The 22,325-nt window shown below is 71.6% G+C and carries 19 protein-coding genes; 10 read left to right on the forward strand and 9 right to left on the reverse strand.

Annotated elements, in window-relative coordinates; translation table 11 throughout:
- Positions 1-23 precede the first annotated feature (23 nt).
- Both KV381_RS05725 and KV381_RS05730 read right to left on the reverse strand, forming a co-directional pair.
- Positions 24-2,648, reverse strand: a complete 2,625-nt coding sequence (locus KV381_RS05725) for an ABC transporter permease/substrate binding protein (RefSeq protein WP_030088309.1) — start codon at positions 2,646-2,648, stop codon at positions 24-26.
- Entirely contained in the window at positions 2,641-3,723 is a 1,083-nt protein-coding gene (locus KV381_RS05730; RefSeq protein WP_030088307.1) for a glycine betaine/L-proline ABC transporter ATP-binding protein, read from the reverse strand. Before KV381_RS05730 ends, KV381_RS05725 begins: the two co-directional genes overlap by 8 nt.
- A 320-nt stretch (positions 3,724-4,043) precedes the next feature.
- Here KV381_RS05730 and KV381_RS05735 point away from each other — a divergent pair, with 320 nt between their 5' ends.
- Both KV381_RS05735 and KV381_RS05740 read left to right on the forward strand, forming a co-directional pair.
- Positions 4,044-4,952, forward strand: a complete 909-nt coding sequence (locus KV381_RS05735) for a 5'-3' exonuclease (RefSeq protein WP_086779543.1) — start codon at positions 4,044-4,046, stop codon at positions 4,950-4,952.
- Between the two features lie 58 nt (positions 4,953-5,010).
- Positions 5,011-5,862: a siderophore-interacting protein gene (locus KV381_RS05740; RefSeq protein ID WP_086779544.1), complete on the forward strand. Its 852-nt coding sequence runs from the start codon at positions 5,011-5,013 to the stop codon at positions 5,860-5,862.
- A 123-nt stretch (positions 5,863-5,985) separates the two neighbouring features.
- Here KV381_RS05740 and KV381_RS05745 read toward each other — a convergent pair whose 3' ends face one another.
- Positions 5,986-6,633 (reverse strand): MerR family transcriptional regulator, encoded by a 648-nt coding sequence (locus tag KV381_RS05745; RefSeq protein WP_230543910.1) that lies wholly within the window; start codon positions 6,631-6,633, stop codon positions 5,986-5,988.
- A gap of 218 nt (positions 6,634-6,851) precedes the next feature.
- Here KV381_RS05745 and KV381_RS05750 point away from each other — a divergent pair, with 218 nt between their 5' ends.
- The 5 genes from KV381_RS05750 to KV381_RS05770 all read left to right on the forward strand — a co-directional run bounded on the left by KV381_RS05750 (position 6,852) and on the right by KV381_RS05770 (position 11,076).
- Positions 6,852-7,769 (forward strand): hypothetical protein, encoded by a 918-nt coding sequence (locus KV381_RS05750; RefSeq protein ID WP_218784784.1) that lies wholly within the window; start codon positions 6,852-6,854, stop codon positions 7,767-7,769.
- Positions 7,766-8,203, forward strand: coding sequence for an ABA4-like family protein (locus KV381_RS05755; RefSeq protein ID WP_030632338.1), 438 nt, complete (start codon positions 7,766-7,768; stop codon positions 8,201-8,203). The genes KV381_RS05750 and KV381_RS05755 overlap by 4 nt, the downstream gene beginning before the upstream one ends.
- Positions 8,204-8,317: 114 nt before the next feature.
- The gene (locus KV381_RS05760; RefSeq protein ID WP_030632341.1) at positions 8,318-8,902 is read left to right on the forward strand and encodes a sigma-70 family RNA polymerase sigma factor; all 585 of its coding nucleotides are present in this window, start codon (positions 8,318-8,320) and stop codon (positions 8,900-8,902) included.
- Positions 8,899-9,654, forward strand: a complete 756-nt coding sequence (locus KV381_RS05765; RefSeq protein WP_193464085.1) for an anti-sigma factor domain-containing protein — start codon at positions 8,899-8,901, stop codon at positions 9,652-9,654. Before KV381_RS05760 ends, KV381_RS05765 begins: the two co-directional genes overlap by 4 nt.
- Before the next feature lie 54 nt (positions 9,655-9,708).
- Complete coding sequence (locus KV381_RS05770) at positions 9,709-11,076, forward strand: deoxyribodipyrimidine photo-lyase (protein WP_218784786.1); 1,368 nt, start codon at positions 9,709-9,711, stop codon at positions 11,074-11,076.
- Positions 11,077-11,136: 60 nt separating this feature from the next.
- On the opposite strand, the gene KV381_RS05775 is transcribed toward KV381_RS05770, so the two are convergent.
- Genes KV381_RS05775 through KV381_RS05795 form a run of 5 tightly spaced genes read right to left on the reverse strand, consistent with a single transcriptional unit; the run spans position 11,137 to position 16,544 of the window.
- Positions 11,137-11,940, reverse strand: coding sequence for a DUF1295 domain-containing protein (locus tag KV381_RS05775; RefSeq protein ID WP_030088292.1), 804 nt, complete (start codon positions 11,938-11,940; stop codon positions 11,137-11,139).
- Positions 11,937-13,289 carry a cyclopropane-fatty-acyl-phospholipid synthase family protein gene (locus KV381_RS05780; protein WP_218784788.1) on the reverse strand — a complete coding sequence of 451 codons (1,353 nt, stop codon included), beginning with the start codon at positions 13,287-13,289 and terminating at the stop codon, positions 11,937-11,939. Before KV381_RS05780 ends, KV381_RS05775 begins: the two co-directional genes overlap by 4 nt.
- Complete coding sequence (locus KV381_RS05785; protein WP_218784790.1) at positions 13,286-14,551, reverse strand: cyclopropane-fatty-acyl-phospholipid synthase family protein; 1,266 nt, start codon at positions 14,549-14,551, stop codon at positions 13,286-13,288. Before KV381_RS05785 ends, KV381_RS05780 begins: the two co-directional genes overlap by 4 nt.
- Positions 14,548-15,273, reverse strand: a complete 726-nt coding sequence (locus KV381_RS05790) for a DUF1365 domain-containing protein (RefSeq protein ID WP_218784792.1) — start codon at positions 15,271-15,273, stop codon at positions 14,548-14,550. Before KV381_RS05790 ends, KV381_RS05785 begins: the two co-directional genes overlap by 4 nt.
- On the reverse strand, positions 15,270-16,544 hold the full coding sequence (locus KV381_RS05795; protein ID WP_030088284.1) for an NAD(P)/FAD-dependent oxidoreductase: 1,275 nt from the start codon (positions 16,542-16,544) through the stop codon (positions 15,270-15,272). The genes KV381_RS05790 and KV381_RS05795 overlap by 4 nt, the downstream gene beginning before the upstream one ends.
- 339 nt (positions 16,545-16,883) lie before the next feature.
- On the opposite strand from KV381_RS05795, the gene KV381_RS05800 reads away from it, so the two are divergent.
- The 3 genes from KV381_RS05800 (at position 16,884) to KV381_RS05810 (ending at position 19,156) form a co-directional block, all read left to right on the forward strand.
- Positions 16,884-17,531, forward strand: coding sequence for a fasciclin domain-containing protein (locus KV381_RS05800; RefSeq protein WP_098025118.1), 648 nt, complete (start codon positions 16,884-16,886; stop codon positions 17,529-17,531).
- Between the two features lie 96 nt (positions 17,532-17,627).
- Positions 17,628-18,587, forward strand: a complete 960-nt coding sequence (locus KV381_RS05805; protein WP_256995019.1) for an ADP-ribosylglycohydrolase family protein — start codon at positions 17,628-17,630, stop codon at positions 18,585-18,587.
- A gap of 131 nt (positions 18,588-18,718) precedes the next feature.
- A complete protein-coding gene (locus KV381_RS05810) occupies positions 18,719-19,156 on the forward strand; it encodes an SPW repeat protein (protein ID WP_086780108.1) in 438 nt (145 codons plus the stop codon).
- Between the two features lie 304 nt (positions 19,157-19,460).
- On the opposite strand, the gene KV381_RS05815 is transcribed toward KV381_RS05810, so the two are convergent.
- A complete protein-coding gene (locus KV381_RS05815; RefSeq protein ID WP_030088276.1) occupies positions 19,461-22,301 on the reverse strand; it encodes an RNA helicase in 2,841 nt (946 codons plus the stop codon).
- Positions 22,302-22,325 lie beyond the last annotated feature (24 nt).

The raw sequence follows: 22,325 nt of genomic DNA on the forward strand, positions 1-22,325 counted from the left end.
GTGCTTTCGTGCCCGTGGAGCCCCTACTGGGGTGCCATGGTGTCCGCGATGCCCGGGTTCTCGTCCATCCAGGCCTTCACGGCTTCCTCCTCGTGACCCGCGCCGCGCTTCTGGATCTCGTTCTCCAGTCCGCCGAGCTGCTCCTCGGTGAGCTTGAAGTCCTTGAACCACTTCGTGAGCTGCGGGTACTGCTTCGGGAACTCCTTGGAGGCGATGGTGTGCAGCCGGTCGCCGTCACCGAACGCCTTCTTCGGGTCCTTCAGCTTGGTCATGCCGTACTCGTTGTACGCCCAGTGCGGGGTCCACAGCAGGACCGCGATGGGCTCCTTCTTGGCGTACGCGCGCTTCAGCTCGGCGAGCATGCCGGGCGTGGAGGAGTCAAGGACCTCGTACTCCTTGTCCAGGCCGTAACTCGGCAGCACGTTCGTCTTGAGGTTCTCCATGGTGGCGGTGCCGGGCTCGATGCCGACGATCCGGCCCTTGAAGTCGGAGCCCTTGCCCTTGAGGTCGTCGAGGGTCTTGACGTCCTTGACGTAGTCGGGGACGGCCACCTCGATGGAGGTGGGCCCGTACCAGGAGCCGATGTCCGTCAGCTTGTCGCCGTACTTGTCCCAGTAATTCTTCTGGGTGTACGGGAGCCAGCCGTCGAACTGCACGTCGATCTGGCCGCGCGACATCGCCGCGTACATCGGGCCGACCTCGAACTGCTTGAGGTTGATCTTGTAGCCGCGCTCCTCCAGGACCGCCTTCCACAGGTACGTGGCGGCGATGTCCTCCTCCCAGGGGAACCAGGCGACCTCCAGCGCGCGGTCGCGCTCGTCCTTGCCGCCGTCGGCCTTGGCGTCCTTCGGGACCGGGGACCACTTGTCGGCGACGCCCGGGTTGGCCTTCAGCCAGGTGCGGACGGCTTCCTGCTCCTTGCCCGAGCCGGACTTCTGGATCTCGGCTTCCAGGCTGGTGAGCTGGTCCTCGGTCATCTTGAAGTTCTTCAGCCAGGTGCCGACCTCGGGGTTCTCCTGGGAGAAGCCCTTGCGCGCCAGGGTGTGGATGCCGTCGCCCTTGCCCCAGAGACCCTTGGGGTCCTTGAGCTTGGTGAGGTCGTACTGGTTGTAGGCCCAGTGCGGCGACCAGAGCGGAACGACGATCGGTTCCTTCTTGGCGTACGCGCGCTTCAGCTCGGCCAGCATGGACGGCGTGGAGCCGTCGATGAGCTTGTACTCCTTGTCGAGGCCGTAGCCCGGCAGGAGCTTGTCCTTGAGCAGCGCGGTCTCGCCGGCGCTCGGCTCGATGCCGACGATGCGGCCCTTGAACTCGGAGGCCCGGCCCTTCAGGTCCTCCATGGACGTGACGTCCTTCATGTAGGACGGGACGGCCAGCTCCAGCGAGGTGGGGCCGAACCAGGAGCCCATGTCCTCCAGGTCGTCCTGGTACTTCTTCCAGTAGCTGGCGTGGGTGACCGGCAGCCAGGAGTCGGTCTGGAAGTCGATCTGCCCGTTGGCCATACCGGTGTACAGCGCGCCGGCCTCGTACTGCTTGACGTCGACCTCGAAGCCGCGCTGCTCCAGCATCTCCTTCCAGAGGAAGGTGGAGGCGATGCCCTCGTCCCACGGGATGTAGCCGATGCTGATCTTCTTGCCGTCGCCGATCCGCGCGTTCTTGCCCGCGGTGTCGTCCTTGGAGCCGCCCCCGAAGAGGCTCATGCTGCCCGCGACGAGCGCGAGGACGACGATGCCGACGGCCGCGATGCGGGGCTGCGGGCGGTAGGTCCAGATCTTCCAGCCCTCGGCCATGGCCTGCGCCTTGGCGACCGCGCGGCGGCCCAGCGGGGAGACCTCGGTGCCGAGCGCGCCGGTCATCCGGTCCAGGTACATGGCGAGGATGACGATGGAGATGCCCGCCTCGAAGCCGAGGCCGACGTCGACGTTGCCGATGGCGCGGTAGACGGAGCCGCCGAGGCCGCCGCCGCCGACCATGCCCGCGATGACGACCATGGAGAGGCCGAGCATGATGACCTGGTTGATTCCGGCCATGATCGTGGGCAGGGCGAGCGGCAGCTGGACGCGCAGCAGAGTGTTGCGCGAGGTGGTGCCGAAGGCCTCGGCCGCCTCGACGAGTTCGCCGTCGACCTGGCGGATGCCGAGTTCGGTCATCCGGACGCCCGGGGGCAGCGCGAAGATGATGGTGGCGATGATGCCGGGGACCACGCCGACGCCGAAGAAGATGACGCCGGGGATCAGATAGACCATGGCGGGCATGGTCTGCATGAAGTCCAGGACCGGCCGGGTGATCGCGCTGACCGTCCGGGACCGGGAGGCCCAGATGCCCAGCGGTACGGCGATGACCAGGGTGACCAGCGTCGCGACGAGCACCAGGGTGAGGGTGTCCATCGCCTCGTCCCACAGCTCGACGGAATCGATGAGGGCGAATCCGACGAAGGTGAGCAGGGCCGCGGGCAGGCCGCGCAGCCACCAGGCGATGACGGCGACGATGCCCGCGAAGAGCAGCGGCGCGGGGGCGGACAGGACGGCGGCTATGCCGTCGAACATGCCGCTGACGAGCGAGCTGATGGCGTCGAAGAGCCAGGCGAGATGGGTCTGCAGCCAGTCGACCGCGGAGTCGACCCATTCGCCGAGGGGAAGCCTAAACACCGGCCACCTTCTTCACGTCGGCGCCGGCCGCGGCTGCGGGCTCGGTGTCGCGGGGGGCCTCGGCCGGGGTCATCGGCTCGCCGAGGACGGCGAGCAGCCGGGAGCCGGGGACGACGCCGACGAGCTTGCCCTTGGCGTCGGTCACGGCGACCGGGTTCGTGCTCTGCGAGCAGGGTGTGAACAGGTCGATGATCGGCGTGGCCTCGGAGACCGTGGCGGGGGCGGCGGCGAGCACGTCCTGCGGGGTGCGCAGTTCCTTGCCGTCCGCGGCCTTGCTGCCCATCACGGTGTGCGGCTCGGCCATGATCGCGCTCGCGGTGAGCACCCGGGAGCGGTCGACGTCCTGGGTGAAGGAGGCGACGTAGTCGTTGGCCGGGGTGACGAGGATGTCCTCGGCGGTGCCGAGCTGGACGATCTCCCCGTCGCGCATCACGGCGATCCGGTCGCCGAGGCGCATGGCCTCGTTGAGGTCGTGGGTGATGAAGACGATGGTCTTCTTCAGCCGCTTCTGGAGCTCCAGGAGCTGGTCCTGCATGTCACGGCGGATCAGCGGGTCGAGCGCGCTGAAGGACTCGTCCATGAGCAGCAGGTCGGCGTCGGTGGCCAGGGCGCGGGCGAGGCCCACGCGCTGCTGCATACCGCCGGACAGCTCGTCGGGCCAGGACTTCTCCCAGCCTTCGAGGCCGGTGAGCCGCAGCGCCTCGGCGGCGCGCACCTCGCGCTCCTCGCGCGAGACGCCCTGCACCTCCAGGCCGTACGCGGCGTTCTCCAGGACGCTCCGGTGGGGGAAGAGCGCGAAGTGCTGGAACACCATGCTGATCTTGGTGGAGCGGACGTGCCGCAGGTCGCGGGGGCTCAGGGCGGTGAGGTCCTGGCCGTCGAACAGCACGCGGCCCGCGGTCGGCTCCAGCAGTCCGTTCAACATGCGGAGCAGGGTGGACTTGCCCGAGCCGGACAACCCCATGACGACGAAGATCTGGCCCGGTTCCACGGTGAACGAGGCGTCGATCACCGCGGCGGTCGTTCCGTCGGCGCGCAACGCGTCGCGGTCGGAGCCGTTCTCGAGCTTCCGCACGGCTTCATCGGGTCGTCTGCCGAAGACTTTGTACAAGTGCTCGGCTTGCAGCCTGGACACATACACCTCACGCGTTGAACCGAAAAACGGTCTGCCACCCCCTCCGGCAGACCGTGGAGCAGTGCGGGTTCTGTCCGCGTGGCACATGCATTGGTTGAAAATGCGACGTGGTCCGCTCCGGTGGCGCGCCTGCCCCCACTTACACAACCCAAACACGACCGTGACCCACGTCACTGACCTGCGACGAAGCGGAAGCAAGCGGTTACTCGGAGCGACTGTGGGCGCGGTGGGGCATCATCGGGTCTGTGACGCGACGCCTGATGCTCCTCGACACCGCCTCCCTGTACTTTCGCGCCTACTTCGGCGTGCCCGACTCGGTGCGCGCGCCGGACGGGACGCCCGTGAACGCCGTGCGCGGCCTCCTCGACTTCATCGGCCGCCTGGTGCTCGACCACCGGCCGGACGAGCTGGTCGCCTGCTGGGACAACGACTGGCGTCCGCAGTGGCGGGTCGACCTGATCCCGACGTACAAGGCGCACCGGGTCGCCGAGGAGACGCCCGCCGGACAGACGGACGAGGAGGAGGTCCCCGACACCCTGTCCCCGCAGGTCCCGATCATCGAGGACGTGCTGGCGGCGCTCGGCATCGCCCGGGTCGGCGTCACGCCGTACGAGGCGGACGACATCATCGGCACGCTCACCGCACGCGCGAAGGGCCCGGTGGACATCGTCACCGGCGACCGCGACCTGTATCAGCTGGTCGACGACGCCCGCCGGGTGCGCGTGCTCTACCCGCTCAAGGGCGTCGGCACGCTCCAGGTGACCGACGAGGCGTGGCTGCGCGAGAAGTACGGCGTGGACGGCGCGGGCTACGTCGACCTGGCGCTGCTCCGCGGCGACCCGAGCGACGGGCTCCCGGGCGTCCCCGGCATCGGCGAGAAGACGGCGGCGAAGCTGCTGGACGCGTACGGCGACCTCGACGGGATCATGGCGGCGGTGGACGACCCGAAGGCGAAGCTGACCCCGTCGCAGCGCAAGCGGCTGGACGAGTCGCGCGCCTATGTGGCCGTCGCGCCGAAGGTGGTCCGGGTGGCCGGGGACGTACCGCTGCCGGACTTCGACGCGACGCTGCCGCGCGAGCCGCACGATCCGGCCGCGCTGGAGGCGCTGGCGGAGCAGTGGGGGCTGGGCGGAGCGCTTCAGCGGCTGCTGACCGTCCTTCAGCGCTGACACGCCGGACGAAGTGTTAGCTTAGGTATACCTAAGTCTTCGAACCAGGGAGTACCTCGTGGCAGAGCGGCCGGCCCGGCAGGGACCCAAGGCCCAGGGGGCGCAGGTCGTGCGCACCGAGCAGATCACCCCGCACATGGTGCGGGTGGTCCTCGGCGGCGAAGGGCTCGCGGACTTCACCCTCTCCGGCTTCACCGACCACTACATCAAACTGTGCTTCGCACCCGAGGGCGCGGACTACGGGCACCCGTTCGACATGGCCGCCATCCGCGAGGAGTACCCGCGCGAGCTGTGGCCCACCACCCGGACGTACACGGTGCGTTCGTGGGACCCGGTCGCCCGGGAGATGGCCGTCGACTTCGTCGTGCACGGTGACGAGGGCCTCGCGGGGCCATGGGCGCAGCGGGCGCAGGTCGGCGAGCAGGTGACCTTCCTCGGCCCCGGCGGCGGTTACGGACCGGACGCCTCGGCGGACTGGCATCTGCTGGTCGGCGACGAGAGCGCGCTGCCAGCCGTCGCCGCGGCGCTGGAGCAGATGCCGACGGGCGCGGTGGTGCACACCTTCGTCGAGGTGCCGGACGCCTCGGAGGAGCAGAAGATCGTGACGCCCGACGGAGTGGCCGTGACCTGGCTGCACCGCGGCGACCGGCCGGTCGGCGAGCTGCTGACGGCCGCCGTGAAGGGGCTGGACTTCCCCGCGGGCCGGGTCCAGGCCTTCGTGCACGGGGAGGCGGGCTTCGTGAAGGAGATCCGCCGGTATCTGCGTGTGGAGCGGGAGATCCCGCTGTCGCAGCTGTCGATCTCGGGCTACTGGCGTCTCGGCCAGAACGACGACGCCTGGCGCGCCGTGAAGCGCGAGTGGAACGAGCAGGTGGAGCGCGAGCAGGAGAGCGGCACGACCGCCGCCTGAGGCCGCCCGCCCCACCGGGCCGGCCGCACCCGGAGCGACCGCCCGGCGAGCAGCACCACCGGACCCCGTCCGCCGCACCCCGCGGCGGGCGGGGTCCGCGCGTACGGGTTCCGCGCGCGGGTGTCAGCCCTCCGGCGGAGCGTCGCCCTCCGGGCGGGCCGCCCGGTCGCCCGAGAGGTACTGCGGGGACTCGAAGCGCCGGAACGACGTGTCGATGTGCGCCAGCCTGCGCAGCGCGCCGAACATCGCCTCGCCGAGGACCGTCCCCACGACGACGCTCTCGACCAGGTCCTCACGGGCCACCCGCCGCTGTACGTAGTCGAGGTCGGCGCGGGCGACCGGCTCGGCGGCGTCCGCGTAGACGTCCAGCAGGTCGATGTACGCGCCGTGCCCGGCCCTGCGCAGCGCGGCCAGCACCTGCGCCAGCGATTCGGCGGCGGGGCTCTGCTCGTCGGCCTGCCAGTCGCGCCGCCGCAGCAGCTCGGCCACCTCCTCGCGCGCCTCCTCCAGTTCGGGCCCCGCCTGCTCCCCGCCGGTCGGTGTGACGCCGTCCGCCGCGACGCCGAGCACCTTGTGCACCGGCTGCTCGGGGTCGTCCATGGCTCCCAGGACCTCGCCGATGGCGGCGAGCGAGAGGCCGCCGACATCCAGCAGCGCCCGGATCAGCCGCAGTCTGCGCTCGTGCCCGGGCCCGTAATGCGCCTGGTTCGGGCTGGTCAACTCCCCTGCGGCCAGCAGGCCTTCCCGTAGGTAGTACTTGATCGTCGGCACCGGAACCCCGGACCTGCGACTCAATTCACCGATGCGCACCGCGTGTTCGTCCTTCCGCCCTTGCCAGAAACCGCACCCATCATAGATAGTCCACCTATCGGATAGCGGACAGCGCGGCTATCCATATTGATCGCATCACCGCCGCGCATCACCACAGGGGGTCTCCCATGCCGTCATGGCGTTCCTGGCATCGCCCATTAGTCGTCTTCTCCGCCGCGATGGCCGCTCTCGCCGTCGTCTCCGCCGTCGGCCTCGTGGTCGACGACCGGGTTCTGGTGGGGGCGCCGATCTGGGCGAAGCCGTTCAAGTTCAGCGTGTCCTTCGTCGCGTACTGCCTGACGCTGGCCTGGATGCTGACGCTCCTCACCCGCGGGCGGCGGATCGGCCGGTGGGCGGGGCACGTGGTCGTGCTGACGAGCCTGGTCGAGATGGTGATCATCACCGTGCAGGTCGTCCGGGGGAAGCGCAGCCACTTCAACACCGCGACCGCCTTCGACTCGGCGCTGTGGAACACGATGGGCATGACCATCGTCGTCCTGTGGGCGGCCACCCTGGTGATCGCCGTCCTGCTGCTGCGTACCCGCATCGCCGACCGTGCGGAGGCCCTGGCCGTCCGGGGCGGACTGCTGATCGCCCTGGCCGGCGCGGCTCTCGGTTTTCTGATGACGCTGCCGAGCGAGAGCCAGCAGGCGGTCGGGAATCTCGACGCCTCCGATGCGATCGGCGCGCACTCCGTGGGCGTACCGGACGGCGGCCCGGCCATGGCCCTGACCGGCTGGTCGACGACCGGCGGCGATCTGCGGGCCCCGCACTTCGTGGGCATGCACGCCCTCCAGCTGATACCGCTCCTGCTGATCGCGCTGGTCCTGCTCGCGCCCCGCTTCGCCCCGCTGCGCGACGCCGGGGTGCGGCTGCGCCTCGTCCGGGTCGCCGTAGCCGGTTACGCGGGGCTCGTCGCGCTCATCACCTGGCAGGCGCTCCGGGGCCAGCCGCTGATCCACCCGGACGGGATCACACTGGCCGCCGCCGGAGCGATCCTCGCCGCGGTGGCGGGCGGCGCCTGGGCCGCACTGCGCCCGGCAGCCGGCGAACTCCCGGTCCGCACCGCCCACGACGACAAGGAGCCCGTCGCATGACCGGCGCACTCTTCGCGATCACGTTCTATCTGGCCGCACCCTTCTGGCTGCTGATGATCTTCGCCCCGGCCTGGTCCGGCACCGCCCGCGTCGTCGCCTCGCCGCTGACCGTGCTGCCGGTGCTCGCCGTCTACGTCGTCCTGGCCGTACCGGTGTTCCCGGAACTCTGGACGGCGGTGAGCAGCCCGGACATCGACGCCTTCCGCGATCTGACGGCGCTGGCCGGCGGAGCGGGCGCCATCTGGGCGCAGGTGATCGCCTGGGATCTGCTGCTGGGGCAGTGGATGTATCTCCAGAGCCGGAAGCTGGGGCTCTCGCCGTGGCTGATGGGGCCGCTGCTGGTCCTGACGATCCTGCTGTCGCCGTTCGGGCTGCTGATCTTCCTCGCCGTCCGGGCCGTCCGGCTGCGGCGGCGCGGGACGCCCGCCGGCTGAGTCGCGCCTCCTCCCGGGGCCCGGTCTGGAAAGATCGCGCGCATCCGACCAATCCGTACGGCCGTCGGCTCCGAATCACTGCCGGAATCGACGATCGCCCCGGGAGGAACCCGCGTGAAGGAAGCCGTACACATCAGTGGGGTGCCCTCGCCCGGTCCCGATCTCCAGGAGCTCCTGGTGCGGGTCGCGCGAGGCGACCAGGACGCGTTCGCCGCGGTGTACGACGCGGTGAGCGGGCCCGTGCTCGGCCTGGTGCGCAGTGTGCTCCGCGATCCGGCCCAGTCGGAGGAGGTGGCCCAGGAGGTCCTGGTGGAGGTGTGGCGGACCGCGCCCCGCTTCCAGGCCTCCCGGGGCAGCGCGATGAACTGGGTGCTGACGCTGGCCCATCACCGGGCCGTCGACCGGGTCCGCTCGGCCCAGTCCGCCGCCGCCCGGGAGCACAAGGCGGCGCTGCTGGACCGGACGCCCGCCTTCGACGAGGTGTCCGAACAGGTCGAGACCCGGCTGGAGCGGGAACAGGTACGGCGCTGCATGCGCACCCTGTCCGAGCTGCAGCGGGAGTCGGTGACCCTGGCCTACTACCGGGGCCTGACCTACCGTGAGGTCTCCGAACTCCTCGCCGTTCCGCTCGGCACCATCAAGACACGACTGCGCGACGGCCTCATCCGGCTGCGCGACTGCCTGGGGGTGAGCGCATGAGCACGGCCGAGCTGCACACGCTGACCGGGGCCTATGCCCTGCACGCGCTGCCGGATTCCGAACGGCAGGAGTTCGAGCGGCATCTGGCGGACTGCGAGGCGTGCGCCCAGGAGGTGCGGGAGCTGTCGGCCACCGCCGCCCGGCTCGGCCTCGCCGTCGCCGAGACCCCGCCGCGCGAGCTGCGCGCGAGGGTGCTGCGGGAGATCACGACCGTACGGCAGGAGACTCCGGCGACGCACGGCAGACGTGAGCGGACCGGTGGCGGCGGTCGCGCCAAGCGGTGGTACGCCTACGCGCTCGCCGCCTGTGTCGCCGCGGCCGCCGCCTTCGGCGGGGTCGCGGTCTGGCAGAACCGGCTGGCGCAGGACGCGCGGCAGGAGGCGAACCAGGCGCAGCGGCAGAACGAGCGGCTGGCACAGGTGCTTTCGGCCCCGGACGCGAAGACCTCGTCGGGCGAGCTGACCGGCGGGGCGCGCGGCACCGTCGTCGTCTCGCAGAGCCAGAACCGTGCGGTGTTCCTGGCCTCGGGTATGGAACGGCCGCCGAGCGGCAAGGTCTACCAGCTCTGGTTCAACGACGAGGGCACGATGCGTTCGGCCGGTCTGATGGACCCGAGGGCGAGCGACGACGCGGTGCTGCTGGACGGACCGGTGGACCGGGCGTCCGGGATGGGCATCACGGTCGAGCCCGCGGGCGGGTCCGCCGAACCGACCTCGTCGCCGGTGGCGCTGATGGACTTCCCGACCGCGTGACCGCCCGGCACGCCCGGCCTCCGGGCCACGAACAACGCAAGGAGCACGCTTCACATGAGTGTCGCGGTGGTGCTGTTCACCTCCGATCTGCGTCTGCACGACAACCCGGTGCTGCGGGCCGCCCTGCGCGAAGCGGACGAGGCCGTCCCGCTGTTCGTGCGGGACGACGCCGTCCACCGCGCCGGGTTCGACGCGCCCAACCGGCTGGCGTTCCTCGCCGACTGCCTGGCGGACCTGGACGCCGGACTCCGCCACCGGGGCGGCCGGCTGGTCGTCCGCCGGGGCGAGCCGGCCCGCGAGGTGAGACGGGTGGCCGAGGAGTCCGGGGCGGCCTCCGTGCACATCGCCGCCGGGGTCAGCGGGTACGCGGCAGGGCGCGAGGAGCGGATCCGGGAGGCCCTGGCGGGCACCGGCCGCGAGCTGCGCATCCATGACGCGGTGGTCACCGCGCTCGCTCCGGGCCGGGTGGTCCCGACGGGCGGCAAGGACCACTTCGCGGTGTTCACCCCGTACTTCCGCCGTTGGGAGGCGGAGGGAGTACGGGGCACACTGACCGCTCCGCGTACGGTCCGGGTGCCGGACGGCGTGACGGGCGACCCGCTCCCGGAACGCGACACCGTCAAGAACCTCTCCCCCGGTCTGGCCCGGGGCGGCGAGGAAGCGGGCCGCAAGCTGGTGACGTCCTGGCTGCACGGGCCGATGGCCGGCTACGAGGACGGCCATGACGATCTGGCCGGCGACGCGACGTCCCGCCTCTCCCCTCATCTGCACTTCGGTACGGTCTCCGCCGCCGAACTGGTCCACCGCGCGCGGGAGAAGGGCGGGCCCGGCGGCGAGGCGTTCGTCCGGCAGCTGGCCTGGCGCGACTTCCACCACCAGGTCCTCGCGGCCCGCCCGGACGCCTCCTGGTCCGACTACCGGCCGCGCCACGACCGCTGGCGCGCCGACGAGGACGAGATCGACGCCTGGAAGTCCGGGCGGACGGGCTACCCGCTGGTGGACGCGGCGATGCGGCAGCTCGCGCACGAGGGCTGGATGCACAACCGGGGCCGGATGCTGGCCGCGAGCTTCCTCACCAAGACGCTGTACGTGGACTGGCGGGTGGGCGCCCGGCACTTCCTGGACCTGCTGGTGGACGGCGATGTGGCGAACAACCAGCTCAACTGGCAGTGGGTGGCGGGCACCGGCACGGACACCCGGCCCAACCGGGTGCTCAACCCGGTGATCCAGGGCAAACGCTTCGATCCGCGCGGCGACTACGTACGCCGCTGGGTGCCGGAGCTGGCGGAGCTGGAGGGGGCCGCGATCCACGAGCCCTGGAAGCTGGAGGGCCTGGACCGGGCGGGCGTCGACTATCCCGAACCGGTGGTGGACCTGGCCGAGGCACGGGCCCGCTTCGAACGCGCGCGCGGCCTGGACTGACCGTACGCGTAACCAGAAGGGCCTGTTCCGCGCGGCTGCGGAACAGGCCCTTCCGGGTTCTCACACCCGGCGCGGCGGCCGGGGGAAGAAGCCGCTCGTCCGCGCCACGTACGCGTCGAAGCCGGGCCGGCCGGCCATGTGGCGCTCCAGCAGGGCCGCGCCGCTGCCCTGGGTGAGCAGGAAGCTCATCACCAGCGGGGCGACGACGGTGGCGGCAGCGGCGGCCGGGGCCTGGCAGACGAAGAGGAAGAGGCCCCACCAGACGCAGAAGTCGCCGAAGTAGTTCGGATGGCGGGTCCAGGACCACAGCCCCCGGTCCATGATCTTCCCCTGGTTGGCGGGGTCGGCCTTGAACCGGGCGAGCTGGGCGTCGCCGATCGCCTCGAAGGCCAGCCCGACCGCCCACAGCAGCACCCCGGCCCAGGCCCACCACGCGAGCGGCGCGGTGAGGTACTGGGCGGCCTGCACCGGCAGCGAGACGAGCCAGACCAGCGCGCCCTGGAGGAGATACACCTTGCGCAGGGCGTACAGCTGGGGGTTGCCGGGGGCCTTGGCCAGCATCTTCGCGTAGCGCGGGTCCTCGCCGTGGCCCTTCCCGCGCCGCCCGATGTGGACGGCGAGGCGCACCCCCCAGATCACCGTCAGCGCGGTGACCAGGAGCCGGCGGCCGTCGTCGCCGACGCCCGCCGAAAGGGCGTAGGAGACCAGGGCGACGGCGGCGAAGCCGAGGCCCCAGGCGATGTCGACGATCCGGTGCACGCCCTTGTTCAGGGCGACGGCGAAGGTGACGAGCATGACGCCGAGGGCGGCGACGGCCGCGCCCGCGAGCCCGTTCGCGAACGCGGCCCAGGCGAAGCCGCTCACCGGTCCGCCCCCGGGTCCTCCTGCGCGTACCAGCCCCGCCGGGTGGCCGGCATCGCGGCGGAACCGACCGGATCGGGCCGTACGGTCAGGATCTGGTCGACGCCCATCCGCCGCTCCTCGAACGCGAGCGCTCCGCCGACGAGATAGAGCCGCCACACCCGCGCGGTCTCCTCCCCGACCAGGGCGACGAACTCCGCCCAGCGCTCCTCCAGCGTCCGCCGCCAGGCCTCCACCGTCCACACGTAGTGCTCGCGCAGCGACTCGACGTCACGCACCTCGAGCCCCGCTCCCTCCAGCAGGGCGACGGTCTCGCCGAGCGGCCGCATGTGCATGTCGGGAGCGATGTAGGACTCGATGAACGCGCCGCCGCCCGGGGCGGTCGTGCCCCGGGACATCTGCTGGACCAGGGCCCGTCCGCGCGGCCGGAGGGCATCGTGCAGGATCCGGGTGAACGCCGGGTACTCCGCGTCGCCGACGTGCTCGCCCATCTCGACGGTGGACACGGCGTCGTACGCGCCCCGGGTCTCCGGCCGCTCCGCGATGTCCCGGTAGTCGATGTTCAGCACCTCGACGAGGTCGCCGAGCCCGCGGGCCGCGACCTGCTCCCGTACGTACGCGGCCTGTTCGGCGGCGAGGGTGACGGCGGTGACCCGGACGCCGTGGCGTTCCGCCGCGTACAGGGTCAGCGAACCCCAGCCGCAGCCGACGTCCAGCAGCCGTGCGCCGGGCCGCAGTCCGAGCTTGCGGCAGATCAGCTCCAGCTTGTCGCGCTGGGCGTCGGCCGGGCCGTATCCGGGGGCGTCGCTGGTCCAGTAGCCGCAGGAGTACGCCATCGTCGCGTCGAGGAGCAGGGCGTAGAAGGCGTTGGACAGGTCGTAGTGGTGGCTGATCGCCGCCCGGTCGCGGGCCTTGCTGTGCAGGGCCCCGCGCAGTCCGGCGCGGGCGGCGGGCACCGGCGGCCGGGGGCCGACCGCGCCGAGGCGCAGGGCGAGGCCGGCGGCTCTGACGCGGTCGGCGAGGGCGGGCGCCGGTGCGGCGAGGCCGCGTTCACGGGCGGCGCGGCGCATGGCGCGCAGCCCGTCGCCGAGGTCGGCGTCCAGGTCGATGTCGCCGGTGATGTAGGCCTCGGCGAGACCGAGTTCGCCCGGTTCCCACAGCAGGCGGCGCAGGGCTCTGCGGGTCCGCACCTGGACGGTGGGGGCGTCGCGGGGTCCGGTCTCGCTGCCGTCCCACATCCGTACCCGGACCGGCAGCGGACCGCCGAGGAACCGCTCGATCAGCGGTTCGACGCGCTGGGCGGCCCCGGTCGGGGTGCGCCGGGCGGGGGGCTTGGCTGCGGTCGTGGTCACGCGGTCTCCTCGCGGGTCAGCAGCAGTTGCTGCACATCGAGATAGCCGGAGCGGAATCCCGCTTCGGAGTAGGCGAGATAGAAGGTCCACATCCGGCGGAAGACGGCGTCGAAGCCGAGCGCGTCGACCTCGGCGGCCCGCTCGGTGAACCGCTCGCGCCACAGCCGGAGCGTCTCGGCGTAGTGCGCGCCGAACCTGATGCGCTGGGTGGTGCGCAGGCTCGTGCGGTCGGTGGTGATCCGCTCCATGGCCTCGGTGGAGGGCAGCAGCCCGCCGGGGAAGATGTACTTCTGGATCCAGGTGTAGGTGGAGCGGCTGGCGCGCAGCCGGTCGTCGGGCATGGTGATGGCCTGGAGGGCGATCCGGCCGCCGGGGGCGAGCAGCCGGTCCAGGGTCTCGAAGTAGACCGGCCAGAACTCCTCGCCGACCGCCTCGACCATCTCGACGCTGACGATGGCGTCGTAGTCGCCGGTGACCTGGCGGTAGTCGCTCAGCCGTACCTCGACGCGGTCCTCGAACCCGGCCTCGCGGATGCGGGTACGGGCCAGTTCGCGCTGTTCGGCGGAGAGGGTGACGGTGGTGACCCGGGCGCCGCGGGCGGCCGCGCGGACGGCCAGTTCGCCCCAGCCGGTGCCGATCTCCAGGAGGCGGGTGCCCTCGGTGACCCCGGCGGCGTCGAGCAGCCGGTCGATCTTGCGGTGCTGGGCGGCGGGCAGCAGCTCGTGCTCGGCGGGGAAGCCGCGGAAGACGGCGGAGGAGTAGGAGAGCGTCTCGTCGAGGAAGAGGGCGAAGAGTTCGTTGGACAGGTCGTAGTGGTGGCTGATGTTGTCCCGGGAGCCCTCGGGGGTGTTCAGCTGCGCGGCGGGCCTGCGCAGCGCCCAGAGGGAGCGCAGGCGTTGCAGCGGCCGGGGGACGAGGTCGGCCGCGTGGTCGGCGAGCACGGTCAGCACACCGACCAGGTCCGGCGCGTCCCACTCCCCCGCCATGTACGACTCGCCGAAGCCGATGAGTCCGCTCGCGCCGATCCGCCGGAAGAAGGCGTCGGGGTCGCGGATGTCCATGAGCGGCCCGCCGAGGCCGATGTCGCCCCGGCCCGCGAGCCGGGCGCGCAGCGGAAGCCGGGCGAGCGCCCGGCGGACGATGCGTTCGGCGACGGCCGTCCGGGCGCGGGAGACCCGGGGCAGGGCGACGACGTCGGGCCAGCGTTCCGGGTCGGTCCCGGGGATGTGTGCTGCCGGCGGCGCAGAGGTGGGAGCGGTCACTGCATGCCTTCCTGAGTGCGGTGCGGGGGACGGGGCTGCACGGGGAGCCCGCGGAGATACAGCCGGATGCCGTGCAGGCGGATCGCGGCGGAGACGAGGACGGTGGAGAGGGGGTGGCGCAGGGCGAGGCGCAGGAGCCGGCCAGGGGTCGCCGGGCGGCGTTCTCCGCGTACGGTCGCGGTGAACGGGCGGCCGCCGTCGCGCTCCAGATGGACGCTCAGGTCGAGCCGGGCCCCGGGCTCGGGCAGCCGCATCCGGTAGCCGCCGTCCACGGGGAAGAACGGCGAGACGTAGAACTCCTTGCCGGTCACCGCGCGGTGGTCCTCATCGGGACGCAGCAGATAGCCGTGGCGTCCGCCGTACGTGTTGTGCACCTCGGCGACGACGCAGAGCGGGCTGCCGTCGGCGCGGTGGCACCAGTAGACGGTGATCGGGTTGAAGACGTATCCGAAGACCCGGGCCTGGGTGAGCATGGTGACCGTGCCGTCCTCGCCCAGCTCCACGCCCCGGGCCCGCAGGAAGCGCTCCAGACCGGCCCGGATGGTGGGCGCGGTGCCGCCGAAGTGGTCGCGGGCGTCGAACCGGGCCAGCGGCCGCAGGGCGCGCGGCAGCTCGGGCGGCCGGTCGGGGTCGATCAGCCACAGATAGGTCCGGTGCCGGAACGCGTACTTCGTCGGCCGGGTCCGTACGTGCGTGATGGTGCACGGATAGAGGGCGCTCACCAGGCCACCCCCAGGGCCGCCGCGGCCTCGACGCCCGAACGGCAGCCGTCCTCGTGGAACCCCCAGCCGTGGTACGCCCCCGCGTAGGCGGTGACGGGACCGGACAGGGCGGGCAGCCGGGCCTGGGCGGCGACCGACTCCGGGGTGTAGACGGGGTGTTCGTAGACCATGCTGGCGCGCACGGTGTCCGGGTCGACCCGGTCGGCGCCGTTCAGCGTGACCACGAAGGTGTCCGGGGCGTCGAGCCGCTGGAGCCGGTTCATGTCGTAGCTGACGGTGACGCGGTCGGCGTCGGCGGCGCACGAGGGCATCAGGTAGTTCCAGGAGGCCCTGGCGCCCCGGGCGCGCGGCAGCAGGGCGGTGTCCGTGTGCAGCAGGGTCGGGTTGCGGGAGTACCGGAACGCGCCGAGCGTGCCGCGCTCTGCGTCGGTCGGATCGGCGAGCAGCCGCAGCGCCTGGTCGGGGTGGGTGGCGATGACGACGGAGTCGTACGGGGTGGTGGTGCCGTCCTCGGTGGTGACCTCGACGCCGTCCGCGTGCCGGGTGACGGCGCGCACCGGGGTCGCGGTGTGCACGGCGGTGAGCTGCTTGACGACGCGGTCGACGTAACTGCGCGAGCCGCCGGTGACGGTGCGCCAGACCGGCGAGCCGCCGACGGTGAGCATGCCGTGGTGATCGAGGAACCGGAACAGGTAGCGCGCGGGATAGCGCAGAGCGGTGACCGGATCACAGGACCAGACGGCGGAGACCATCGGGGTGAGGAAGTGGGCGTGGAAGTACGGTGAGAACCGCCCGCGCCGGGCGAACTCCCCCAGCGTCATCGCGCTCGCACCGCTCTCCGGCAGCGCCAGCAGGGCCCGGGCCGCACGGTGGAAGCGCGGCACCTCGGCGAGCATCCGCAGATAGGGACCGCGCACGGCCGAACGCGGCTGTGCGAAGAGCCCGGCGGGCCCACGCGCTCCGGCGTACTCCAGGCCGCACCCCTCGCACTGTACGGACATCGACATCTCGGACTCCTGCGTGGCGACCCCGAGCTCGTCGAAGAGCCTCAGCAGCTGGGGGTACGTCCGCCGGTTGTGCACGATGAACCCGGAGTCGACGCGGTGCACCCGGCCGTCGGACGCGCCCAGATCGTGGGTGTGGGCGTGGCCTCCGACGCGGTCGTCCGCTTCGTACAGCGTCACCTCATGAGCGTCGCGGAGAACGTGGGCGGCGGTCAGTCCCGCCACTCCGGACCCCACCACGGCCGTCCGCCGTCGTTCCCCTGCCATGCCGGCTCCCTCCGGTCCTTCCGCACTGGTCGGAGCGGTGCTGGAGCGCTCCTCACCCTCCATTCGTGGCCGGTGGCCGCGCGGATTGGTCGATCTCCGGCTCTCCTCCGAACGAGTGAATGAGCGCCCGGGACCAATCCGCCGCCGGTCCGGCGCCGAACCCCTGGTGTGAGAACAGACCGGAACGATGCGCGGACGGCCGGGGCACTCCAGCCCCGGCGGTCCCGCTCGGCGCGTGGCGAGACGCCCGGGCGCCTGACCGCCCGCACCCCCGCGCGACCGGCCCGCCCTCTCCACCACCCCCCGCTTCGCACATCACCTTCGATCCAGGAGAACGCCATGAACACGCTCCTCTTCCGCCGCGCAGCCGTAGCCGTGTCCGCAGCAGCCGTGCTGCCGCTGACGCTGACGGCCTGCTCGTCGGACGACTCCTCCAAGGACTCGGCGGCAGGCTCGACGCCCAGCGCGTCCGCTCCGGCGAGCCCGTCGGCCGATGACTCGGCGACCATGGACGAGCCGTTCGGCCCGGCCTGTTCGTCGGTGCCCAAGGAAGGCGCGGGCTCGTTCGACGGCATGGCGAAGGACCCGGTCGCCACGGCCGCCTCGAACAACGAGGAGCTGTCGACGCTGGTGGCCGCCGTGAAGCAGGCGGGCCTGGTCGACACGCTCAACAACGCGGAGAACATCACGGTGTTCGCCCCGACCAACGACGCCTTCGCGAAGATCCCGAAGGCCGACCTGGACGCGCTGCTGGCGAACAAGGCCGAGCTCACCAAGGTGCTCACGTACCACGTGGTGGGCGAGAAGCTGACGCCGCAGCAGCTGGAGAAGGGCTCCTTCGACACACTGGAGAAGAGCAAGCTGACCACGGCCGGCTCGGGCACCGAGTACACCGTGAACGACTCCTCGAAGGTCGTCTGCGGCAACGTCCCGACCGCCAACGCGACGGTCTACATCGTCGACACGGTCCTGATGCCCCCGAAGTAACCCCCTGTCTCCCCCCACGGACGAGGGGCGGGAAGCCGCGCACACCGCGGCTCCCCGCCCCTCGTCGTGCGTGGGAGCCGACCGTAGCCTGACCGGATGACGCACCGTGAGCTCATGGGCCGTGGCGACCGCGTGGCCGGAGCCGTGATCGGCTCCGCCGCCGGGGACGCGCTCGGCGCCCCGTTCGAATTCGGCCCGGCCGGGGTGTACACCGCCCGCTTCCCGGACGGCGTCGGAACGCTGTGCGGAGGCGGCGGCTGGGATCCGGGCGAGGCGACGGACGACACGCAGATGGCCGTGCTGGTCGGGGAATCGCTGCTGGAACGGGGCGGCCCGGACCTGCCGGACATGTTCGGCAGATTCCAGCGGTGGGCGGCGGGCGAGCCCAAGGACATCGGCCTGCAGACCGAGGACGTGCTGACCAACGGCGAACCGTGGGATCTGGCGGCGGCGCTGCACTCCCAGCTCAACGGGCGGGCCGCCGGCAACGGTTCACTGATGCGGGCGACCACATCGGCGGTGTACTTCGCGCACGCCGGGCGTCCGGCGACGATGGCGGCGGCCCGCCGGATCGCGGCGCTGACCCACGGCGACCGGGCGGCCTGGGAGGGCACCGCGGTCTTGCATGAGCTGGTCCGCGTGGCCCTGGCGGGCGACGACCCGTTCGCCGCCGTACCCGGGGCGTTGGCCCAGGTGCACCCCGGCCATCGGGCCCGCTGGGCGATGGTGCTGGCGCCCGACTGGCACCCGGGTCTGGCGACCGAGTTCAACGGTGCGGTGTGGCCCTGTCTGGGCACCGCGCTCTGGGCGCTGCGCACGACGGACACCTTCGAGCGGGCGTTGGCGTCCGCCGTCGACGTGGGCGGGGACACCGACACGGTGGCGGCCGTGACGGGCGGCCTGGCGGGAGCGGTGTACGGCATCGGCTCGGTCCCGGACCGCTGGACCGAGATCCTGCACGTACCGCTGCCCGGCTACGGCGGCCGCCGCCTGACCACGGAGGACCTCCGGACCCTGGCCGCCCGGCTGGACGCCGAGGGCCCCCGCACCACCTGAGGAATCCCCTCCGAGAACATCGCCCGAAATGTACACATAAGCGCAAGATAAGAGCACTATGGAGGAAAGGGTGCCCGCCGCATCCATCCGCACGGCGGTGGGGCCCTCAGGAACGAAGGAGACGAAATCTCATGAGCAACGTCTCACACGCGAGGCACGACATATCGGGCCACCCCGATGCCTCCGAGATGCGTGCGCGCTACGACCGCGTGATGGGCGGCCGTGATGTGGCGCTGGTGGACGCGCCGGTGTTCCTCGTCGGTCTCTACTGCGCCGTTTCCCCGTGGGTGCTGCACTTCACGGCCAGCCAGCCGGCCCTGGTGACGCACAACCTGGTGATGGGCATCGCCATCGCGGTCCTGGCCCTCGGCTTCACCGTGATGCCCGAGCGCATGTCCGGCCTGAGCTGGGCGCTCTGCGCGATCGGCGCGTGGATCATCGTGTCGACCTGGGTGGTGGGCAGCAGCCCCGACGCCGGGGTCGTGATCAACAACATCATCGTCGGCGGACTGGCGGTCCTGCTGGGCATGGTCTGCGCAGGAGCCGCGGCCAAGAGCCGCAAGACCTGACCACGACACCGACGACCAACCCCGACAACCCCCGCCCCTCTTCCAGCCCCGGGCCCCATCCAGCCCGTCCGGCGTTTGAGGAGCGGGGCCCGCATTTCAGCCCTTCCGGCGTTTGAGGAGCGGGTTCCGCTTTCCAGCCCTTCCGGCGTTTGAGGAGCGGGGCCCGCTTTCCAGCCCCTCCGGCGCTTGAGGAGCGGGGCCCGCATGTCAGCCCCTCCGGCGTTTGAGGAGCGGGGTCCGGGGCGGAGCCCCGAAACCAGCCCGTCCGGCGCTTGAGGACAATGGCGCCCAGCCCCACCCCCGGTCACCCGACCGAGCTGTAGGCCACCACCCCCCGCAACACCGCATCCACCGCCTTACGCGCATTCCTCGCCACCCCGGAAGCCCCCGCCCCCGCATCCCGAGGAGCCGCCGCGGCCACCTGCCCCAGCACGTCGATCACCTGCTTGCACCACCGTACGAAGTCCCCCGCCGGCATCTCCGCCTCGCGCAGCACCTCGTCCAGCGTCCGGCCGGAGGCCCACATGTAGACCGCCCAGGCGAAGCCGAGATCGGGCTCGCGCTGTCCGACCCCCTCCGTCTGGTTGATCTTGAAGTCCTCCTCCAGGGCATCCAGCCGCCCCCAGATCCGCACCATCTCGCCCATGGCGGCCTTGGCCGGCCCGGACGGCAGCTTCGGAGCCACCGCGTCATCGGCCTGCCGCGCCTCGTACACCAACGCCGAGACACAGGCCGCCAGTTCGGCGGGGTTGAGGCCTTCCCAGACCCCCTCCCGCAGACACTCGCTGGCGAGCAGGTCCAGCTCCCCGTACAGCCGGGCCAGCCGCCGCCCGTTCTCCGTGACCTCGTTGCCCCGGAGATAGTCCATCTCGGTCAGGAGCGCGACGATCCGGTCGAAGGTCCGGGCGATCGTGTTCGTCCGCCCCTCGATCCGCTTCTCCAGCTGCCGGGTGTCCCGCTGCAGCCGGTGGTAGCGCTCGGCCCACCGCGCGTGGTCCTCCCGCTCGTCGCACCCGTGGCACGGGTGGGCGCGCAGCTCGGTCCGCAGCCGGGCGATCTCCCGGTCGTCGGCGGCCGGCGCCCGCCCCTTGCGGTGCCGGTCGGGCACGATGTGCCCGGCCTTGGACCGCAGCGCGGAGGCCAGATCGCGCCGGGACTGCGGCGAGCGCGCGTTGAACGACTTCGGGACGCGCATCCGGTCCAGCGCCTCGACCGGCACCGGGAAGTCCATCGAGGCCAGCCGCTTGACCTGCCGCTCGGCGGTCAGCACCAGCGGACGCGGCCCGTCGTGGTGGTCGAACCCGCGGTGCCCGTTGGCCCGCCCGGCGGGCAGGCCCGGGTCCAGCACCAGCGCCAGACCCGCGAACTTCCCCGTCGGCACATGGATGATGTCGCCGGACTTCAGCTTCTCCAGCGAGGAGGCCGCCGCCGCCCGCCGCTGCGCCGCCCCCTGCTTGGCCAGCTCCGTCTCCCGGTCCTTGAGGTCGCGGCGCAGCCGCGCGTACTCCTCGAAGTCGCCGAGGTGGCAGGTCATGCCCTCCTTGTAGCCCTCCAGGCCCTCCTCGTTGCGCTGGACCTGCCGCGAGATCCCGACGACCGACTTGTCGGCCTGGAACTGGGCGAACGAGGTCTCCAGCAGCTCCCGCGAGCGGTGCCGCCCGAACTGCTGCACCAGGTTGACCGCCATGTTGTACGAGGGGCGGAAGCTGGAGCGCAGCGGATACGTACGCGTCCCGGCGAGGCCGGCCAGCGCCGTCGGGTCCATGCCGCGCTGCCACAGGACCACCGCATGGCCCTCGACGTCGATGCCGCGACGCCCGGCCCGGCCGGTGAGCTGGGTGTACTCGCCGGGGGTGATGTCGGCGTGCTGCTCGCCGTTCCACTTGACGAGCTTCTCCAACACCACGGAGCGCGCGGGCATGTTGATGCCGAGCGCAAGGGTCTCGGTGGCGAAGACGGCCTTCACCAGCCCCTTGACGAACAGCTCCTCGACGACCTCCTTGAAGGTCGGGAGCATGCCCGCGTGGTGCGCGGCGATGCCCCGCTCCAGCCCTTCGAGCCATTCGTAGTAGCCCAGGACGTGCAGGTCCTCGCCGGGGATGGAGGCGGTGCGCTCCTCGACGATCTCGCGGACCAGCCGGCGTTTGTCCTCGTCGTTGAGGCGGAGTCCGGCGTACAGGCACTGCTGTACGGCGGCCTCGCAGCCGGCCCGGCTGAAGATGAAGGTGATGGCGGGCAGCAGGCCCTCGTTGTCCAGCCGGTCGATGACCTCGGGGCGGCCCGGCGTCCAGATCCGGCTGCGCTGGCGCCGCTCGCGCTCGCGGTCGGCCTCGCGCACCATCTTGCCCCGGCGGCGGTCGCGCGGGTTGTAGGTGTTCTGGCTCTCCTGCCGGGCGAGGCGGACCAGGTCCGGGTTGACCTCGCGGCGTCCGGCGCCCCGGCCGCCGTGGTCGGTCGCCTCCTCGAAGAGGTCGTACATCTTGCGGCCGGCCATCACGTGCTGCCAGAGCGGCACCGGACGGTGCTCGGAGACGATCACCTCGGTGTCGCCGCGCACGGTGTCCAGCCAGTCGCCGAACTCCTCCGCGTTGGAGACGGTCGCCGACAGGGAGACCAGCGTCACCGACTCCGGCAGGTGGATGATCACTTCCTCCCACACCGCGCCCCGGAAACGGTCGGAGAGGTAGTGCACCTCGTCCATGACCACATAGCCGAGCCCGGAGAGCGACTGGGAGCCCGCGTACAGCATGTTCCGCAGGACCTCGGTGGTCATCACGACCACCGGCGCCTCGGAGTTGACGCTGTTGTCGCCGGTCAGCAGACCGACCTTGTCCGCGCCGTACCGCTTGACGAGATCGGCGAACTTCTGGTTGGAGAGCGCCTTGATCGGCGTGGTGTAGAAGCACTTGCGGCCCTGCTCCAGGGCCAGGTGCACGGCGAACTCGCCGACGATCGTCTTGCCCGACCCCGTCGGGGCCGCGACCAACACCCCCTTGCCCGCCTCAAGGGCCTGACAGGCCTCGATCTGGAAGGGGTCGAGGCCGAACTCGTACATCTCCCGGAAAGGCCCGAGGGCCGTCGCCATCTCGGCCGCGCGGGCCCGGGATGCCTGGTATCGCTCAGCTGGTGAGAGGTCCTCTGTCATCTTGGCTACGAGCCTACCCGCCAC

It is taken from the genome of Streptomyces sp. WY228, assembly GCF_019287315.1.
Lineage (GTDB): Bacteria > Actinomycetota > Actinomycetes > Streptomycetales > Streptomycetaceae > Streptomyces > Streptomyces caviscabies.

Coding starts and splice junctions, on each gene's coding strand:
- KV381_RS05735 (WP_086779543.1), top strand. CDS start 4,044: ATGCTCCTCGACACCGCCTCCCTGTACTTTCGCGCCTACTTCGGCGTG.
- KV381_RS05810 (WP_086780108.1), top strand. CDS start 18,719: ATGAGCAACGTCTCACACGCGAGGCACGACATATCGGGCCACCCCGAT.
- KV381_RS05765 (WP_193464085.1), top strand. CDS start 8,899: ATGAGCACGGCCGAGCTGCACACGCTGACCGGGGCCTATGCCCTGCAC.
- KV381_RS05770 (WP_218784786.1), top strand. CDS start 9,709: ATGAGTGTCGCGGTGGTGCTGTTCACCTCCGATCTGCGTCTGCACGAC.
- KV381_RS05795 (WP_030088284.1), bottom strand. CDS start 16,544: ATGGCAGGGGAACGACGGCGGACGGCCGTGGTGGGGTCCGGAGTGGCG.
- KV381_RS05755 (WP_030632338.1), top strand. CDS start 7,766: ATGACCGGCGCACTCTTCGCGATCACGTTCTATCTGGCCGCACCCTTC.
- KV381_RS05815 (WP_030088276.1), bottom strand. CDS start 22,301: ATGACAGAGGACCTCTCACCAGCTGAGCGATACCAGGCATCCCGGGCC.
- KV381_RS05750 (WP_218784784.1), top strand. CDS start 6,852: ATGGCCGCTCTCGCCGTCGTCTCCGCCGTCGGCCTCGTGGTCGACGAC.
- KV381_RS05800 (WP_098025118.1), top strand. CDS start 16,884: ATGAACACGCTCCTCTTCCGCCGCGCAGCCGTAGCCGTGTCCGCAGCA.
- KV381_RS05805 (WP_256995019.1), top strand. CDS start 17,628: ATGACGCACCGTGAGCTCATGGGCCGTGGCGACCGCGTGGCCGGAGCC.